Origin of the sequence: Paenibacillus thalictri (assembly GCF_004307995.1) — a bacterium.
Lineage (GTDB): Bacteria > Bacillota > Bacilli > Paenibacillales > NBRC-103111 > Paenibacillus_AF > Paenibacillus_AF thalictri.
The window spans coordinates 1-18,464 of sequence record NZ_SIRE01000015.1; the positions used below are offsets into that span (position 1 = coordinate 1).

General features: G+C 52.5%; 14 protein-coding genes. 3 read left to right on the top strand and 11 right to left on the bottom strand.

Translation table 11 applies throughout. The annotated features are described in order from the left end of the window. Positions 1 to 153: 153 nt before the first annotated feature. Complete coding sequence (locus EYB31_RS20655) at positions 154 to 822, top strand: MgtC/SapB family protein (RefSeq protein WP_131015316.1); 669 nt, start codon at positions 154 to 156, stop codon at positions 820 to 822. 183 nt (positions 823 to 1,005) lie between these two features. Here the strand turns inward: EYB31_RS20655 and EYB31_RS20660 are convergent, their stop codons facing one another. Then, positions 1,006 to 4,779, bottom strand: coding sequence for an RCC1 domain-containing protein (locus EYB31_RS20660; protein WP_165452515.1), 3,774 nt, complete (start codon positions 4,777 to 4,779; stop codon positions 1,006 to 1,008). Positions 4,780 to 5,019: 240 nt separating this feature from the next. Here EYB31_RS20660 and EYB31_RS20665 point away from each other — a divergent pair, with 240 nt between their 5' ends. Together EYB31_RS20665 and EYB31_RS20670 are read left to right on the top strand one after the other, a co-directional pair. Then, positions 5,020 to 7,629, top strand: coding sequence for a winged helix-turn-helix domain-containing protein (locus EYB31_RS20665; protein ID WP_131015318.1), 2,610 nt, complete (start codon positions 5,020 to 5,022; stop codon positions 7,627 to 7,629). 293 nt (positions 7,630 to 7,922) lie between these two features. Continuing rightward, positions 7,923 to 8,654 (top strand): hypothetical protein, encoded by a 732-nt coding sequence (locus EYB31_RS20670; RefSeq protein ID WP_165452516.1) that lies wholly within the window; start codon positions 7,923 to 7,925, stop codon positions 8,652 to 8,654. A gap of 101 nt (positions 8,655 to 8,755) precedes the next feature. On the opposite strand, the gene EYB31_RS20675 is transcribed toward EYB31_RS20670, so the two are convergent. From EYB31_RS20675 to EYB31_RS20720, 10 genes are all read right to left on the bottom strand, one after another. Further along, complete coding sequence (locus tag EYB31_RS20675; protein ID WP_131015320.1) at positions 8,756 to 9,298, bottom strand: PaaI family thioesterase; 543 nt, start codon at positions 9,296 to 9,298, stop codon at positions 8,756 to 8,758. A 39-nt stretch (positions 9,299 to 9,337) separates the two neighbouring features. Continuing rightward, complete coding sequence (locus EYB31_RS20680) at positions 9,338 to 9,907, bottom strand: nucleotidyltransferase family protein (protein WP_240762664.1); 570 nt, start codon at positions 9,905 to 9,907, stop codon at positions 9,338 to 9,340. A gap of 44 nt (positions 9,908 to 9,951) precedes the next feature. Then, positions 9,952 to 10,113 carry a hypothetical protein gene (locus tag EYB31_RS40300; RefSeq protein ID WP_165452517.1) on the bottom strand — a complete coding sequence of 54 codons (162 nt, stop codon included), beginning with the start codon at positions 10,111 to 10,113 and terminating at the stop codon, positions 9,952 to 9,954. A gap of 27 nt (positions 10,114 to 10,140) precedes the next feature. Continuing rightward, on the bottom strand, positions 10,141 to 10,749 hold the full coding sequence (locus tag EYB31_RS20685) for a transglutaminase-like domain-containing protein (protein WP_131015322.1): 609 nt from the start codon (positions 10,747 to 10,749) through the stop codon (positions 10,141 to 10,143). A gap of 180 nt (positions 10,750 to 10,929) precedes the next feature. Then, positions 10,930 to 11,250, bottom strand: a complete 321-nt coding sequence (locus EYB31_RS20690; RefSeq protein WP_131015323.1) for a PH domain-containing protein — start codon at positions 11,248 to 11,250, stop codon at positions 10,930 to 10,932. Between the two features lie 63 nt (positions 11,251 to 11,313). After that, positions 11,314 to 11,700 carry a RidA family protein gene (locus tag EYB31_RS20695; protein ID WP_131015324.1) on the bottom strand — a complete coding sequence of 129 codons (387 nt, stop codon included), beginning with the start codon at positions 11,698 to 11,700 and terminating at the stop codon, positions 11,314 to 11,316. A 401-nt stretch (positions 11,701 to 12,101) separates the two neighbouring features. Further along, the gene (locus EYB31_RS20705) at positions 12,102 to 12,626 is read right to left on the bottom strand and encodes a YfiT family bacillithiol transferase (RefSeq protein WP_131015325.1); all 525 of its coding nucleotides are present in this window, start codon (positions 12,624 to 12,626) and stop codon (positions 12,102 to 12,104) included. A 176-nt stretch (positions 12,627 to 12,802) separates the two neighbouring features. Further along, positions 12,803 to 15,052 (bottom strand): alpha-amylase family protein, encoded by a 2,250-nt coding sequence (locus EYB31_RS20710; RefSeq protein ID WP_131015326.1) that lies wholly within the window; start codon positions 15,050 to 15,052, stop codon positions 12,803 to 12,805. Between the two features lie 227 nt (positions 15,053 to 15,279). Further along, positions 15,280 to 16,731, bottom strand: coding sequence for a sulfatase family protein (locus EYB31_RS20715; RefSeq protein ID WP_165452518.1), 1,452 nt, complete (start codon positions 16,729 to 16,731; stop codon positions 15,280 to 15,282). 119 nt (positions 16,732 to 16,850) lie between these two features. Beyond that, a complete protein-coding gene (locus EYB31_RS20720; protein WP_165452519.1) occupies positions 16,851 to 18,446 on the bottom strand; it encodes an extracellular solute-binding protein in 1,596 nt (531 codons plus the stop codon). Between the last annotated feature and the right edge of the window lie 18 nt (positions 18,447 to 18,464).

Sequence of the window (18,464 nt, forward strand, 5' to 3'; positions counted from 1 at the left end):
TCAGTTTAGGAGTCGCGGTCGTACCACATTGAGCTTATCGACTTTTCCTGTCCTGCTCTTATCTTTGTTGACAGGTTAAGATCGAAATAAACCAGGTTTTATTTTCAATAAAGTTTGAGCCCGATAGAGCGTTTAGTTTAGGAGGTTAAAATTATGGAATGGGAATATTTATTGAGGGTTGTTATCGCCGGGTTATGCGGCGCATTGATTGGGTATGAACGGAAAAGCCGGATGAAGGAAGCCGGCATTCGTACCCACTTTGTCGTATCTTTAGGCGCGGCCCTGATTATGGTCATATCGAAATACGGCTTTCAGGATCAATCCGGCTGGCATGGCGTCGTGCTCGACCCTTCGCGGATTGCCGCGCAAATCGTCAGCGGCGTCGGTTTTCTTGGCGCCGGGATGATTTTTATGCAACGGCATACGATCAAAGGTCTAACCACCGCGGCCGGGATTTGGGCTACGGCGGGCGTCGGCATGGCGATCGGCGCGGGCATGTTTTTGCTCGGCGCGGGCGCGACCGTGATCATTCTGATCGCGCAAAAAATATTGCACGGCCGGTTCAGCTGGCTGGCCACGCCAAAAACAGAGCACCTGGTTATGCGCTTAACCCACGAACCCGGCAGCATAGAGCAGATTCAGCACATTTTTAAAGAAAAGGGCATTGCCGTGATCGGGTTTCATATCGAGCAGAAGCAGGACGGCGATTCGGACATCCAGTTGGAACTTAATACCCGGCTCCCCAGCGACTTCAAGGTGGAGCAGCTGCTTTCTTTAATCGGCGAATACCCGTTTATCAAATCGATCGACATTCAGCCGTAGCGAGCTGTTTTGGCGACTATGTTCGCGCGTTCACTGCGGACGCAGCCGGTTCACATGCGGGAGAGCCCATCTTTATGCGCTTGCCGCTAGCAAACCTGAATCATAAACAATCCATTTTAAAAAAGGACCGGACGAGAGCCCAGCTCTGCATCCGGTCCTTTGACTTTTCCAGCGAAAATACCTTTAAATGAGATCGGACTTTTGTAGAAGCTTCTGGACCATCACAGCAACTTCTGCTCTTGTGACGTATGCTTTCGGAGCAAGCTCCGTACCGGTTTTTCCGGAAACGATTCCCGCTTGCAAGGCATCGGCAATGCTGCTGATCGCCCAATTCGAGGTTTCATCTGCATCTGTAAATGAACGCAGAAGCTTATCTGCCGGTTGAGACGGGAGTTTTGCTTTCAGGCCGGTGAGGGTCATCGCTTTTGCTAAAATCGTCATCGCTTGCTCCCGTGTCATCTTGCCCGCCGGGCGGAAAGTGCCGTCTTCAAACCCGCTGATCAGCTTATATTCATAGGCTGTTTGTATCGCTTGGCTGTACCAATCCGCAGGCAGCATATCCGAGAATGGGGCCGCCCCGCCCTCTAATTTCAGTCCCAAAGCCTGGACGACGATCGCCGCAAATTCCGCACGTGTAATGTCTTGATCGGGATTAAACATCCCATTGCCGACACCGCTGACGACCATTCGCGAACCCATGTCTTTCACGGCATCTTCAGCCCAGTGGCCTGCCATATCTTTAAACATAATCGAACGCCATACCACGGAATACGTGCTGTTCGTCAAGCTGCTTATTCGGGCGTAGTATTTCCCGTCTTTGACGATGATTTTTGTCGGTACGTGATGAACCGTTCCATCCGCTCCAATCACTACACCCGTTGTGATTTTGCTTGGATCTGTACCATCCGGAATGGCGATGGTCCGTTCCACAAAAGCATTAAACTTCGATACTTCTACCGAGGAATCCCCGTAAGTCGCCCTCACCGTAAAATGAACCAGAGGGGCAACAAACGTGAACTCTCCGCCAATTTCCGAATTTTGAGCAATCTTCATCAAGTTTTCTGTTGGCACAGCAATTTCAATTTGCACCTTGATGTCTTGAAGCGCCATCGTGTTCCCAAGCCGGTTCACTATCGAATCGATGTTGATTTGCCCGGCGGGCAATGTATAGGTCGCATTCTCCGTGACAATCTCCAGAACGGCCTGCTTTTGCTCCATGAATTTGATCGTCTGACCGTTGAACTCGCTAACTACATGATCCGCTTCCGTATTCACCGCAGGAATTGTGATGACTGCCCCTTGCCCAGCCGCTGCAATCCTGTTCTCCAGCTGCTGCGAATCGACGGCAACTGTCATGACCGTTTGATCATTTACTGCGGTGATCGTGACCGTTCCAGCAGCTTCCTCAATGCCATTAATCAGCAGATCAACTCCCTCATCGGTAGTCTCCGGCGTGCCTGGAGTTGCCGGCTCTTCCGGTGTACTGCTGTTGCTGCTGCTTTTACTGCCGCTCGACCACCATGGCGTCACGGGGTTGGATGCCGCGGATGCCGCGCCGCTGCCGGCGCTATTGATCGCTTTTACCGTAAACGTATACGTTGTTCCATTCATTAAGCCGGTAATGGCAATCGGGCTGGCCGCTCCGGTTGCCGTAATATCCCCCGGTGAACTGGTAACCTCATAACCTGTAATTGCACTTCCGCCATCATCCCCTGGGATCGAAAATGCAACGATTGCCTGCCCGATGCTTGCGATAGCCGATATATCCGCAGGCGCTGCCGGTACCGTTACAGGTACTGCGCTAACTTCATTGGAGGCGGCACTATCCCCTCCCGAGTTCGCCGCTTTCACCACAAAATAATAGGTTGTTCCATTGCTCAAACCTGCCGCATCATAGGTGTATACCGAGCCGCTTACGGTAGCCGTCTCCGTCCCATAAGTGCCCGATGTGACGCTTTGGTAAACTTTATATCCGGTTGCCCTAGCCACTGGATTCCACGTGAGCGTAACTTTTCCGTTTCCGGCGGCAGCAGGCTGCAATACCGGTGCGTCAGGCGCAAGCGGCGGCGACGGGTTCTGCGTATAGAACGCTGTGTACGTCATATCCGCCGTCACTGTTGTTGCAGCTACTTGCTCGCTAGTCAGCATCGTTGTTCCCCCGTCGCTGCTCCAGCCTGCGAACGTGTAACCGCTATGGGGCGTTACTATAGGGATTGCCGCCGGACTGCGGCCATACGTTACTGTCTCGACCGTTGCGCTGATCGTTCCGTTTGCCCCCGCACCATACCTCACGGTATAGCAGTTCGCATCCCACATCGCGTACAACCTCACATCGGCAGCGCCCATGATGAAGCCCGCATTGGCCGCGTAGCTCATTCCGTTACCGTCCGCTTGCGTGTTCCATCCGGTAAAAGAGTGCCCTCCCTTCACAAGATTGCCGCTATTATCCATGACGGTGACCGATGCGCCTTCCTCATAGCTATGGCTATCCACAGGCACGTTTCCTCCCGTACTGCCATTGCCGTTATAAGAGACTGTGTGAAGTGATTTTGTCACTACTTGCCGCATCGTATAAGCGCTCTTGTACCCCGCCGCATCTTTCACAATGATGTTAAAATAATACGTGGTGCCAGGCCTCAAACCCGTAATTTCCAACAGGCCTATATCCGACGCATAGGATCCGACGGCCGTCCCTCTTCTTTCCATATCGCTCACCGTTTGAATGTTGCCGCTCCCGGAACGATACACCAAATATTGCAAAACGCTCTGCTCGCTCATATTATCCTCCGCTTTCGTCCAATTCAAGGTAACACTTGCAGAAGTTAAGGAGGAAGCGGAAATCGTTCCGCTGCTTACGGTTGGTGCCGTTGCATCCATCACTGCTTTACTTAGCACGGGCAACAATCGATTGGTTGATGTATTGTCGCCCAGTTGACCGCTGCTGTTTAATCCCCACGACCAGATCATTCCATCGCTTTTCATCGCAAAACTGTGAAAGCCTCCGGCGGCAACCTCCTTCATTCCGCTCAAACCGGGCACCTGCACAGGCGAAAGCCGCTGGGTGGTCGTCCCGTCTCCCAGTTGACCATAACTGTTATATCCCCAGGCCCAAACATGCCCCGCCGCATCCACCGCAAGACTATGGTAACCTCCTCCGGCAATTGCCGTAACGTCGGGCAACCCGGATATTTGTACAGGAACCTTGCGATTCGTTCCCGTACCGTCCCCTACTGCGCCGTATCTGTTTTCACCCCAGGCCCAAACGTGCCCGCCTGTATCAACCGCAAGACTATGGTTGCCTCCGGCGGCGATAGCCTTTATATTGCTGAGACCCGGCACTTGCTGCGGCAAGCTTCGCTGCTGTGTCGTTCCATCCCCTAACTCCCCCGCATCATTGATTCCCCACGACCAAACCGTACCGTCCTCTTTAAGCGCCAGACTGAAATACCCGCCTGCAGCGATCGCCTTTACGTTGCTCAAACCGCTTACCTGTACGGGTGTAGTTCGCTGGGTGGTCGTCCCGTCCCCCAGATCGCCATCCTCATTTCTCCCCCAGGCCCATACATGGCCGTCTTCATCCAGAGCAAGCGTATGATAACCGACGCCTCCGGAAACCGCCTTTATGCGGCTTAAGCCCGTAACCGTCACAGGGGTGGTGCGGTCTGTTAATGTGCCGTCTCCCAATTGACCGTCACTGTTGGAGCCCCACGTCATCACCGTTCCGTCATGCAAAACTGCAACGCTGCCTCGAACCCCTGAGGCAATCGCCTTAACGCCGCTGAGTCCCGCCGCTTGTCTCGGAACGGCCCGGCTCGCCGTCTCACCGTTCCCCATCTGTCCTTTGTCGCCCCGGCCCCATGACCAGACCGTTCCATCGCTAATGACCCCTACGCTGTGATAATACCCTGCGGCTATTTGAGGCACGACTGCATTTTCCGCATGTGCCGCGTTTTTCAATAACAATGGAAAAGTACTCAGAACGATTATGATACATAAAAAAACTTTCCCTGCTTGCCTCATTGCTCTTCCCTCCATATGGCGTTGACGGATTCGAATTCACAGACCATGTTAGCAAATATAAATAGATCGCCATATTAACTAAAGTTAACTTCTGCATATTTTTTTGGTATTTAGTATAATGAAATACAGGTATCGTTACGGTAAACAATAATTTGTTATTCGTTGAGAGGTACACCCATGATACGTCAAGCAGATCCCATCATTTTAAAAACAAAAATCGTTATCCCTGCCCTCAAAGAATCTACGGTTATGCGGGACCGGCTAGTGGATTCGATTCATTCCGGTTTGAAAGGCCGGCTTACAATCGTATGCGCGCCAACCGGGTTTGGAAAAACGACGCTGTTGGCCCAATGGGCGCATACCCGGCAGCACTTATGCGCTTGGGTCTCGCTTGATGAGAGGGATAACGATACGGTCCGATTTTGGCGATATATTGCCCATGCACTTGCTGCGGTGATTCCTGACGCAATCGGGGACCGCATTTTACAGCTCTCCCAAGTTTTACCGAGCTTGTCCTCCATCACCTTTCTCGATGCGCTTATCAACGAGCTGTTTGTACTTCCGGAGCCTGTTACGCTCATCCTGGACGATTACCACAACATTTTCCAGAAGCAAATCCACGACAGCTTCTCTTATCTGGTCCATCACTTACCGGAAACGATGCACCTGCTTGTCGCCACCCGTACCGAACTGCCTTTTTCTACCGTACAATGGATGGCTAAAAAAGAACAAAACCAAATCGACACGCTGCAGCTCCAATTTACACCGGCCGAGATGGAATTGTTTTGCCGGTCAATGGCCGGGATGACGTTGTCTGAGCGATATATTGAACAATTGATGTTGTGCACGGAGGGCTGGGTAACAGGGCTGCAACTGATGGCGCTCTCCCTACGTTCCGAGCCGGATTATAGCCGCTTTATGGAAGAGTGTAGAGGAAATCATCCCCGCATCTCGGAATATTTGTTCCACGAGGTCGTTTCCAAGCTCCCCGCTGACATTTATCGTTTTCTAATGAAAACATCTGTCTTAAGCCGGATGGATCCGCTTATTTGCGATGCCGTCACACAGGAAAGCGGCAGTCTTCGTATGCTCACGACGGTAAGGAGTATGAATCTGTTCCTTGTTCCGCTTGACGATCAGAATAGCTGGTTCCGGTATCATCATCTGTTCTCCCAATTTCTGCAGGAGCTTTTGAAGAGGACCGATCCGCAGCAATGGATCACATCGAACCGTTTGGCAAGCGAAGCTTTTGCCGAGCGGGGCTACTTGGACGAGGCTGTTGATCATGCCATTGCTTCTCGAGACTTTGCCCTTATGGAGACATACTTGGCAAGGCATATTCCGGTCGTACTGAAACGAGGGGAATTCGCTACCTTGCTCCGCTGGTTCGAAAGTATTCCCAGCGATTTTACACCTTCCCCGGAGCTCGCCCTCCTCTATGCATTTGTTCTCACAGTGACAGGGCAGCCCGAACGTTCGGAACATGAACTACAGCTTATTGAGCGGGAATGCCAAGCGATGGGGCATTCAGAGAGATCCAGGCAGCTGCAGAGCGGCATCGTGTTTGTCCGGTCGAATCTGGTGTTTTTAACCGGGGATTTTGACCATTGGCTTGCATTTATGGACGGTATCCTTGACGATAACCTGCCGGAAAATCCGACTTATTATAATTTCAATTACAATTTGGCCGAACCGCTTGTACGGCGAACGGCTTTGGGGCTTAAGGGATTGCTCTCGACCGATACGGAAACGATTGGCATTCGGTTTACGGAAATATTGGAGGCGCATGGTTGGCGGCATTCGCTTATTCATTTGTACGTGAAGCAATCGCTTTGCGAAGGTTACTATGAATGGAACAGAATGGATCAATGCCGCGAGTTGCTTCTCGAAATGGAAAAAACCGTTGTAAATGGACAAATTCCCGGTTTGTTCATTCCAATCCGCATCATAAAAGCACGTATATATATCACGGAAGGCCGCTTGCATCTAGCCCATGCCATCATAGAAGAGACGCTGGAAACAGCGGTAAAGCTGCCCGACACTCGCTGGATGCATGCTTTGCGGTCTTGCAAGGCGGGAATTTATGTACGGGAAGGCCGGATCACAGAGGCCAAACAAGAGCTAACCCGTCTTGGCATCTCCGCCAAGGATAAACCTACCTTCAACCGGGAGTTCGAATATTTGGCGCTGGTTCGTCTGCTCGGCAAGCAGCGTAAAGAAGCGGAGGCGATCCGTCTTTTGGAGCTGCTCAAACTCCAATCCGAAAGAGAACAGCTGCTTTCAAGCCTGGTCGAGATTTCGAACCTGCAGGCTTTGTTGGAATACCAGCTCGGAAAACGAAGCTCGGCGCTGAAACTTCTGCACGAAGCGTTACTTATCGGGGAGAGAAACGGGTACATTCGAAGTTTCCTTGACGAAGGAACGGCTATGGCGGAGCTGTTAACAAGCTACCTTAACTACAAAAACAACCAAGCTGCAGCGTCCGAAAGGACGGGTGTATCCGAGGAATATGTCCGCAAGCTGCTCGGGCTGTTTCCGATCATCCCTAAGGCGTATACCCATCTTACGTCCGATTTAAGCAAATCACTGAGCAGAAATGAACTAAACCTCCTGCAGTTGATCCGCCAAGGGGCGACCAATAAACAAATCGCGGCGGCGCTTCACTTATCGGAGGGAACGGTAAAGGTGTACCTCTCCCGCTTGTACGAGAAGCTGGGCGTATCCTCCCGTACGCAAGCCTTAAATATCGTGCAGGAATCACACTTACTGAATAATGAGGGGGATTAATTTTTGAGCAGGTGACAACTTTCCTTTCCAAGTCGGGGTTTCCCCTTATTTCCCCAGCAACCCTGCACCCGCCTTGGAGTAGGGTTGAGCTCTCTCGGCACGCTGCTGCGCTGCTTTCCTCCCTAATCTTTGCCGCCAGATTCCCTACGGCCGGGCTTAAGATTACGGTCATTTTTTAAGCTGTTGTTAAGCTTGTATTCAGTGTACTCTCAAGCTGCTTTCATGGTAGGCCTATATACTGAAGCACGAATGGGAAAAACAAGCAGCAGCATGGGAGGAACAGACGAATGATCATGAATTATGTTAAGTATGTAGGCATCGGTGCGCTTGCCGCAGTATTGATTACGGGCTGCGGGGAAAAGCCGGCGGCACAACCGGCCTCTGCAGCGGATGGTGCGGCTGCGCAGCAAACCGGGCAGATGGGATCTTCCGGACAAGCTCAAGCGTCGAGTCAGAGCCAGCCCAATCAAGCAGGGCAACCTAACCAGCAAGCAGCACAAAGCGGCGGAATAAACGACAAAGAGCGGCAGATGGGCATGACATTTCAAAACCTGCTGATGATGGACAAAGCCGACGGTTTGACCATCACCAAACAGCAAGCCGAATATATGCTGCCGGTCGTTCAAGACGGAATTACGAAGAAAGAATTGTCCAGCGATGCCGAGACGAAACTTACCGAAAAGCTGACTGCAGAGCAGAAACCGTTTTTGAGCGACCGCGCTTCGACCCGTGCGCAAGGCCAAGGCGGACCGCAGCAAGGAGGCTCGGGACAAACGGGATCGCAAGGAAACCAAGGGCAAGGCGAGCCTCAAGGAAACAACCAAGGGCAAAATCGCGGGCAGGACCGGCCGACGGGAAATTCCGGATCCGGACAGCAGCAAAACGCCCCGGCCCAAGGAGCCGACCGGACCCAGGGAGGCGAGGGCAAATCGCCCGTGCAAGGCGGCGGTAAAGGCGGGAATCCAGGCCAGCCCGGCGATCGCGGGCAGCAGTTGGTTGAGCTGCTGCAGTCCAAACTTAAATAACCCGTTACATAGTGGCTGCTTTTTATCTTCAGAAATGATGAAGGGAAGTTCGGCGGAGCTCCTTGCTCCTTATACCGGACTTCCCTTCATTTTTGTATGATTCACCTGTTATCCAAGCTTTTTAGAATATAAAACGTCGCCGTGCCTGTAGCTACAAGGCGATTTTCATCGTCGAAAACGTCCGCCCGGCCGACGGATATCGTGCCTCCGCGGTGAACAATTTCAGATTTGCACACAAGCTGTTTTCCTCTGCCGGGGCGAACGTAGTTGATTTTCAGCTCAATCGTCACCGAGTGCTGATCGTTTCTCAGTGTGGAATACACCGCCGTGCCGATCCCCGTATCGATTAAGCTGGCAATAGCACCGCCATGTACGACTCCTTGATTTTGCAGCAAATCCGTCACCACATTCATGCTTAATACGGCAGTTCCTTCCCCGATATGCTCCTCTTTGATGCCAAGTAAATCGCGAAAAGGACTCCGGGTGCGTTTTTTTTGCTCCTCGTTGTCCTGACCAGACAAGCTGTCCCGGTCTTGTTGCTGCGCGTCTTGCTGATGCTGGCTATCTTGCCGGTTAGTCTGGTCTTGTCCGTTATGCCGGTCAGATCGGCCTTGCTGATCATGTCGTTCTTGTTGATCGCTCATGCTCCTGCTGCGCCTCCTCAAATCTTATGTATGCACTTATTATTCCCAAGGGATAATCTGAAGATCAGGCCAAATTTGTATCCAGCGGGCGACCTTACCTTCATAAATATCCTTGGTGATTTGCTTTTTGTTGGCCTTAACGACTTTGCCCAACAGGTCGTCCAAGCCAAAGGGAGCGTAAATATTCCATCCATCGCGCTGTTTTCGTACGCCTATCGCGGTGGCTGTCGTTGGCCAAGTCCGGATCGCTGCCTCTAGCGATGCATACGGTACAATATCATATCCGAAATGCTGCTTATACCAAAGGTGGACTCTCGCCTGATTTTTAACGTCAAGCTCGACGGGAAGATGATGAAACAGGTCCTGTACACGGCAAATCATCCTTTCTTCCGCCGCGGCGCTTACATCCTCATCAAAATAAACCCAATCGATATCTTTAATGCCGTGATGCGGCGGCCTCCCGCTTAAGGTGTTCCATACCGTTTGAGCAATACAGCCCGCGCCGATATAATACTGGTCTAGACCAAGCTCCGGCGACTTGCGCAGCACCTCGTCGAGCAGTTCATTCCGGGCAATCATTTTGGTCAGCGCATCTAACTGCTCCGACAAAATTGTATTACATTCGTCATGCGAGGGCATCAGTTTCTTCTCCCCTACAGCTCAATGGGCTGATTGTTTTGGTCCAAATACTGAATGTCCGAACCTGTCGGAAACACAAAGCAGATCTGACTTTCCGCTTTTAGAAAGACGCCTTCCTTCGTTTTATAAGCGTGAATTTTATCGGCGGCAATCGCCGAATCGGCAATAAATTCCACCAGACACTTATCTCTCCTAGTGGAGGTTCAAATTTCCGTGGGTAGTCCATGAGCGTACATTTGCAAGCAGTCCTCATTATTCGCAAGCACATTCATCGTCTTCGGATGCGGCCTCGCGAAAATCGTCGGATAATCGACTTCCCCCAGCTCCGTCCTGACCGGAAAAGCAAGCTGTTCCCGCTCCAGCGAAAACTGTGCGTCCACTCCTTCTTTATTGCCGCGCGCATCCAAACGAACCCAGCGTTGATGGCTCTCCAGGTATACCGCGTTTAGCGCATGGATGCAGTACCCTGTCTCCGGCTCGTCCCCAAGCGTCAATCGCTGGTAGCAAAATCCCGTAGGAACTCCATTTGCCCGCAGTAATGCCGCAAGCAGATTGGACTTGGCGTAGCAGATGCCTTCCGCATAAGTCAATACCTCGGATGCTTTCCGTGTGACCCGCCTGCTCTGAATATCCCACGAATGATTGATTTGATCACGGACAAATTCGTATGCAGCTTGGACGAAATCTATCTCTGTTTGCGCGTGTGTTGCCAGTTCCGCCGCTTTATCCCGTACTGCCGGGTGGCTAAAGTCAAGTTCTTCAGTTTCGGGTAGGAAGTCTTTGAGGTTGTCAGATTCGATGGAAAAGACCATAGCAATGATTCATCTCCTTAAGTATCTATAAGTGACCGGATATGATTTGGCTTTCGAGTTTGTTTTGTTAACTTCATTAAAGTCCATTATGCCATAATGTGGATTGACTTGAAATTCCCGACCCGCAAAAATATAAAAACCACATGCTTTTGGCACGTGGTCAATACATTAAAACTCCCATCAATTCCCGGGGACGGCGGCGATCATCGCGTTAATGTGGCTGATTACATTATCCCTTTTGTTGACGACAAACTTGTACTCCTGGCCCGACTTGTCCTTCACCGTGATCCCATTGGGCACGATCAGCAGCGTATTCCGCTTCTCCACTACCGCGATGTCCGCAATCCGGATACTGAGCGGCTGGCTCTGAATATTGATGCTGTGCGGTTCGAACTTCAGGACCTCGCTGGTTATGTGCATCTTCCCTCCTACTGCTTCAATGCCTCTGAACAGATTGGCGTTTACATTCATAGCCGAATTGTTTTGTTGGTTTACCTGCACCTGATGCCGCCTCCTTTTTCATATTATCGAAAATCCGGTCAACCCGGACCTGCGAACAGGAGATTAGCTAACGATAGCTTGAACCTCGATCTCCACCAGAAGTTCCGGGTCGATTAACGCACTGACTTGAACCATTGTCGCCGCCGGCCGAATCTGTTTAAAAAATTCGCCGTGAGCCTTCCCGATTTCTTCCCAGCGGGAGATGTCCGTTACGTACATTCTCGTACGAACAACATCGTTCATGCTTGCCCCAAGCTTGTTCAAAATCTGCTCGATGAGCTGCAGCACAAACTTCGTTTGCTCATACGCACTGCCCCTGCCTACTACGACGCCGTCTTTTACCGCGGTCGTACCTGCGACCTCAATCATATTGCCTATTTTGACCGCTCTGCTGTAGCCTACAACAGGCTCCCAAGGCGAACCTGTAGGTAAGTTGATCCGTTCTGTCATTCCCTTCACCTCAAGTACTTCATAAAATCAGTTATCTGCATTAACTATCAGGTCGTTGCCCTGAGTGATAATAAAAATAATTAAGGTTCTATGGGATACCCACTTCTTCCGTGCAACTCGGTTTGATGCTCTTTGCTGATGACATAGGTACCTGAAATGATGTCATGCAGCGCCTGTTTTTTGTTTGTAAAACCGGCCATCATAAAACCAAATAACAGCGGAATGACGGAAATAATCGTGCACCAATGGATTCTTCGTCCATACTGTCCAGCAGCACAGACTGCAGCAGGAACGAAATCACTGACCAAATGATAATCACAAACACCGTGATAACAGATACAATCGCATAGTCAATGAAATGCGCCGCGACGCGTTTCCAAACCCAACGTACTCCGGAATGTTTACCACCCCATTCTATCCTTTAAAGACGTGATCTGAGCAACATGATGCCGGTGATGCCATACAAATCTTTGTAGAGCTATATCAAGCGTAATACTGCCTAGCAATTGGGTAGTTATCGTTTTGCTAAAATCAGAAGGGTTTAAACTTCGAAGTAAAATGACAAACCTGTTGTGGAGAGCTTCAAGCAGCAAAAGCGAGGTTTCCGGCGGAACGTCTTTGTAATCGTCAAGCTCCGCCCAAAGGTCTTCACGATACGTGCTTATGAGCGGGTTATCTTCCGTGAGCCCCCTCTTAAACCGCAGATACGCATTCATATCGTTATCGGCCAGATGATGCACGACTTGCTGAACGGTCCAGCCTTGAGGGCGATAGGGAGTATACAACTGCTCAGAGTGGAGACCGCCTAGCACATTGCGAAGTGTCGGTACCAACTCTCTGATTTCATCTATACAACCGGTGCGTTGTTCGAAAGTCGGATGCGGAATCGGTTCAAAACGACCGATTGGAAACCGTAAATGATCCATAACGCCTCTCCTCGACAAATTTAGTACTAAGGACCGATCCATAAATATCCATTTATAACCATTATACAAGCATAACCGCGTATACGCCATCGTCATCTTTAGGGCGTTCTTTTGCAAGCATACATGCAAAAAATCCGCAGAGACTGCGGATTTTTTAAATGGCCGTTATTAAGAATTCAACGTATCTCCAGCACATTGTGGATATGCAGCTTGGGGACAACAACTTTGACGGCTTGGCCGTCCCTTTTCACGTCCAGCGGATGCCCTTCCGGCTGCAATACGACACTTGTCACATTCGTATCGTACAGCGTTACCTTGATATCGTGCACCGGAGTGATGCTTTCGATCGGATCGTAAAACGACTTTTTCCGGTTGCCGGAATGGCCGTTCTGAAAGTTAATGAGATGAAGGAAGCGCACACCGTCCCTTTCCATCATATTCGCTTCGACCGTGACAGGAGCCTCCATTGAAAACAGCTTGCCAGTGTCGTATTTGTTCAGCAGGTTATCGACGATCCGGCGCAGCCAGAAATGATTATTATCCCAAAATGCCGTAAAAATCGGCGCAGCGATATACAGCGCAGTCCCGCTGCCGTAGCGGTTGACCGTGATCGCCGGAAAATCGCTGATTCTGCCCGCAGGCGGAATCGGATGACGGAACGCGCGCTGCGGCGCCGGCACGGTGAGCGGCCATTGCACTGAACTCAAAGTTTCCGCCGTCGACGGCTTCACCTTCAGAAACGGAGCTTCCACCAGCTGCGGAATCGCCGCTGTTCCTTGCCACAGCTCGTCATGTTCAGTCATATAAGCAAAAGGATACGGCGTCCGGTCCAAATAGTTGACGCCAAGCACCTCTGCGAGTAAAAAGTTGGCCGGCGAAGGCAAAGGCGCTCCCGGAGTACCTTGTACGCCGGGCCCGCCGGATGTGCCAAGTTCGCCGCTGTTCGCCGCTGCGCTCCGTGCCGCCAAGCTATCCGCTGTGCCTAAAGAGCTTCCTGCTGCTCCTGACGCACCGGACAATCCCATGACGGCGGATGCCCCTGCCTGACTCGTGACACCCGCTCCTCCCGGGCCGGCATGACCGCCTCCGAATGCCGCGCCGCCGCGTCCCGCGCTTAAAGTGGCATTGCCCGCCGCCAGAAGCAGGCCGCCGCCGCGCACAAACTCGGCGATCCGCTCCGCGGACCTCTCGCTGAGCCGCACCGTCTCCGGCAGCACTACCACCTTGTAGGCCGAAAGGTCGGGGAAATCGTCGTTATAAAATATATCGAATTGATGATGGCCTTCGATCAGCATTTTGGCCGCGCCGAGTGTTGCCGAATCGCCCTGCTCGAAATACCAGTTTTCCGTGTAGCCTCCGATCAGCGCCGCATGTTTGCTGCTTTGCGCACCGATACACAGCTCCTCGCGCTGCTCGACAAAAGCAAACGCCTCACCGATCACATCGTAAACGCCGCTTTGCAGCTTGCCGCTGGGCAGCACCTGATCGCCGACGTTGATAATGCCGCCGTTAGCCATGATGGCGGCAAATTCATATTTCAGCTGCTCCGCCGTCTTGCAGCTCATCAGCCCCCAGCCTTCCGTGAAACGGACGGTCATGATTTGCACCGGCACCGGAAGGTTGCGCACAAACCGCGAGCGGATCGAATGACACAGGAATGTGCCGGAAGCCGGCTGCGACTCCCACAGGCCGTAATCGCTGGTCGCGTTGATATCGGCCGGCTCGCCCATTTTCCAGGCGCCGTTGCAGTTGACGAGCACCTCGGGGCGAATGGACTTAACCACATCGTAAATTTCCTGCATGCAGCGGGCGGCCGACTGCTTGGAGAATTGCACGACCGTTTGGCGGTCGGTTGCATACAGCTCCGGAGTCAGCTCCCTTCCGTATTCCTCGGCGAATTTCTTTTTGCAGTAAGAACAGAAGCAGTGATGGTCCCAGAAATAAGGAATATCGAGCAAATAACCGTCCATCGGGTATTTCTCGGTGATCTCCTTAATCTGCGGAATGACCAGTTCCTCGCGGTACGGGCTGTTGATGCACGGCAGCTCCCATACGTTCCCTTTGCCGCCCCGCTTATTGCCATCCTTGTCGATCTGGTACCAGTCGGGATTATGCTCCACGGCGTAAGCGTCCGTACCCAGCGAGTAATATGCGATCACCTTGATCCCGTGCTTGTGCGCCTCCTCCAGCACTTCGCCGAAGAAGTCCTCCTTCAGCCCGCTGTGCTTATGTCCGACCGAATTATCGTAAAAGGCGTTGCCGAAATGGCACTTGGTAAAAATGCCGACGACGTTGACCTTGGCCCGCACGAATTCGGCCACAAATTCCTTAGCGTTGAACCCTTTAATCGCATCATATGGAAATTCAGGCATATGAAAATCGACATGAACCTGCCGGATATGCCGGCTGAACCAGTTTTTGTCCACTGTAGGAATACCCCTCTCATTTCTTCAAGCTGCCAATCCTGCATACCGCACAGTTGTTGCATCGCGAAATCGACCTCTTCGCACTACGCCCGGCTATTGACCCGCGCGATCCGCGACGATTCGCATGCTTCCATGTCTGCAGGCTTTTTGTATGTTCTCACGCCACGTTCTGTTCCCGCGCGGGTGTTTGCTGCAAGAAGGCAGACCGCCAGGCCGGCACACACGCCTTATAAAACGCTCCCCCTATCATCCGGAACGGACTGCATGTTGCACAGCAAACGCCGCAGCAGCTTCTCCTTCATATCTGCCAAAAGACCGCCGTACGCCGGATCGTCAGCCAAATTGCGCCGCTCGTACGGATCCTCCTGCAGGTCGTATAGCGAAATCCGGTCGGGAGGCAGATTGACCGGGCGGCCAAATGCAGGTCCGTGGAACGGCGAAGCTTGCAGCTCGTTGCGGGTGTCGCGGGTCAAATCGCCGAACATCAGCTTGTACCTTCCGTCATACAGCATTTTGTCGCTGCCCATCTCGCAATAGGCATCATTGCGGTGTGTGTCCGTTTGTCCAAGAAGCAGCGGCTGTAAGCTCCTGCCCTGGTCGTAATAGTGGCTGGGGCAGCCTGCAAAACCGCATACCGTCTGCCCGATGTCGATCAGCTCAGCAATCGCATCGCTGGCTGCGCCCGCGCGAATACCCGGTCCGGCAGCGATAAACGGCACGTGTACGGAACCTTCGTACAGATTGATCTTGCCCCAGAACCCGTGATCTCCGGCGTTATCGCCGTGGTCGGACGTATATATAATGACGGTATTGTCCAGTTGTCCTTGCTCTTCAAGTGTTTGCAGCACCAGCCCGATCTGGCAATCCACCTCGGTGATGCAGGCGGCGTAAGCCAGCCACTTCTCCCGGTCCCGCTGCTGCCATGCCGCATCCGGCGGCCCCGGGTAAGCGGAGGCAGTGGACGGCAAGGCGTCTTCCCTCTGCCCATACATATCCCTGTACCGCTGCGGCGCATCGTACGGATCGTGCGGCCCGACAAAACCCAAATGCAAATAAAACGGCTTGGACCGGGGCGTCTGGGCCAAAAACTCACGCGCTTGGCCGGCGATGTAGGCATCCTGGGTCCACGTCTCGTCCCACGGCCACGGCTCCTGCGGCCGCATCGTGCCGTTGTTCTGGCGGAACCGCCCCGTCCAGCCGCGATAGTCGTCGGCGATGCCTTTCTCCCGCAGGAAGCGGACGTATTGGCATTCGCAGCCGATGCTGCCGCTGCCCATTTTGCCCGACGTTTCATGCACATGCTCGAACCCGAGCCGATGCACATCCTGCTCATGCCCGACAAAATCGGCATCCCACACATGCACGTGATGATGCAGCTTGCCGATCATCGCCGTATGGTAACCGGCATTCCGCAGCTCATGCAGAAAAGTCGGGGCGTCCGGATCAACCGGGTGGCGGTTCGTGAAGCAGCCGGTATTCATCGCGTACCGGCCTGTCGTGATCGCGATGCGGGAGGGCACGCACAGCGGCGTGTTGCAGTATACCCGCTCCAGCCTCGTCCCCCACTGCGCCAAACGGTCCAAATTGGGCGTGATCACCTGTTCCGCTCCTGCACAGCCCATATAATCCCAGCGGTGATGATCGGAGGTAATCAGAATAATATTCGGTTTGGTTTCCATCAGACATGCTCCTTTGCAGGGAGACTGCCGGAGGAGTCGCCACACGGGCTCTTCAGGCAGTCTCATTGTTCGGATCGTCAAATTCATTTCAAAGTGCTTAATGGTTTACCAGTGTCAGCTTATTTTTTCTGAAACTTAGCGTACTCCGCATTATATTCTTCGATAATCTTATCTCCGCCGCTTGTTTTCCATTGGTCAATCGCTTTTTTCCAACCCGCGTCGTCGATTTCCCCGTAAATGTATTTAACCCTCGCGTCGTTAATCAATTTGTCCAGTTCGCTGCCCTTTTCGATTTGCGTGTTAGAAACAAGCGGAAGCGTCGGGTTCGGCACGGCGATCGATGTGTTTTCCACGTACGTCTTGTTCACCTTTTCGTCCATCGGCGAGCCCGTCATCAGCTTTGGTTTCCAATCGGTAATAAGCAGCTCGATCACGGACGTCACTTCGTCGTCGTACAACTTCTGATCGGTACGCACCGGCTTGCCGTTTTCCATTTTAAAATGGCGCCCCTCAATGCCGTTGACCAAAAACTGCTCCATCTTCGGATCGGACAGCTTGTTGATGAATTCAAGCACGTCCTTCAGCTCGGCTTCCGTCTTGATGCTTGATTTCGGGAACATGTACATGCCGTTGAAGCCGTTGGAAGCAAACACTCTCTCCCCCTTAGGCCCTTTAATGCGCGTGACAAAATCGAGCTTCGCATTCGGATTGGCCTGATACAGCGCGGTCCAGTTCGGAATCGTGGCATGCGCCACGACAGCGGGGTACATGCCGCCTTTTTCCTTGGCGATCGCATCCCATGCCTGACCCTGCTGCACGGCGGCAAAATCCTGATTCATCAGCTTTTCGCTAAACAGTTTGCGGTAAAACTTCATTGCATCCATGTATTCGTCAGTCGTAAAGTCCGGGAACAATTTGCCGTCTTTGACCCCAAAGCCGTTAGGCGCCCCGAACCACGCAAGCGCATTGCCGAAGCCCTGTTGGCTGACAAGCTTGGGCATAAACTCGACCAGGCCGTACGTGTCCTTTTTGCCATTCTTGTCAGGATCCTGCTCCGTAAACGCTTTCGCCATATTGTACACGTCGTCGATTGTTTCCGGCGGTTTCAGGCCCAGGTTGTCAAGCCAATCCTTGCGGTACAGCAGCATCTGCAAGCCCAGCGGACGCTGGTGCGGCATGCCGTACAGCTTGCCGTCAGTTGAGGCGTTGTAGGTGGTCTGCTCGTTGTACAGATTTTTCAAATTCGGATAATCCTTCAGATAAGGGCCAACTTCCCAGAACAAACCCGAACGGACCCCTGACAAAATGGTCGAAAGCTTGTTGTTCTGCACGTTCATTACCATCGGCAGCTGACCGGAAGCAATCGTGGCGTTGATTTTATTGTCGTAAGCGGAGTTGGGCACCCAGGTGATGTCCAGCTTGGTGTTGGTCATCTCTTCGATTTTCTGCACCATGATGTTGTCTTTTTTCGGCGGCTCGGCAAAATAATACACCATCATCAGACTGATCTTCTTCGGCTCTTTCGGCTGCTCTTTAGGCTGTTCCTTGGGCTGCTGGGCTGCCGGCGCTGCGGGCGCCGCCCCCTGCCCGGTTGATGCGCTTTTGTCTGCCGGCGCAGTTGCACCGCCTCCCCCGCCGCAGCCTACGAGCATCGTCACTGCCACGATAGCCGGACTGATTCGCGCGAGTCCTTTCATCAGCTTGCTGTTGTCCATTCTTGTCCCCTCCATTTT

What these genes read in the sequence shown, in the direction of transcription:
- EYB31_RS20655 (WP_131015316.1), top strand. Translation starts at nt 154, where the DNA reads ATGGAATGGGAATATTTATTGAGGGTTGTTATCGCCGGGTTATGCGGC.
- EYB31_RS20665 (WP_131015318.1), top strand. Translation starts at nt 5,020, where the DNA reads ATGATACGTCAAGCAGATCCCATCATTTTAAAAACAAAAATCGTTATC.
- EYB31_RS20670 (WP_165452516.1), top strand. Translation starts at nt 7,923, where the DNA reads ATGAATTATGTTAAGTATGTAGGCATCGGTGCGCTTGCCGCAGTATTG.
- EYB31_RS20675 (WP_131015320.1), bottom strand. Translation starts at nt 9,298, where the DNA reads ATGAGCGATCAACAAGAACGACATGATCAGCAAGGCCGATCTGACCGG.
- EYB31_RS20685 (WP_131015322.1), bottom strand. Translation starts at nt 10,749, where the DNA reads ATGGTCTTTTCCATCGAATCTGACAACCTCAAAGACTTCCTACCCGAA.
- EYB31_RS20695 (WP_131015324.1), bottom strand. Translation starts at nt 11,700, where the DNA reads ATGACAGAACGGATCAACTTACCTACAGGTTCGCCTTGGGAGCCTGTT.
- EYB31_RS20705 (WP_131015325.1), bottom strand. Translation starts at nt 12,626, where the DNA reads ATGGATCATTTACGGTTTCCAATCGGTCGTTTTGAACCGATTCCGCAT.
- EYB31_RS20715 (WP_165452518.1), bottom strand. Translation starts at nt 16,731, where the DNA reads ATGGAAACCAAACCGAATATTATTCTGATTACCTCCGATCATCACCGC.
- EYB31_RS20720 (WP_165452519.1), bottom strand. Translation starts at nt 18,446, where the DNA reads ATGGACAACAGCAAGCTGATGAAAGGACTCGCGCGAATCAGTCCGGCT.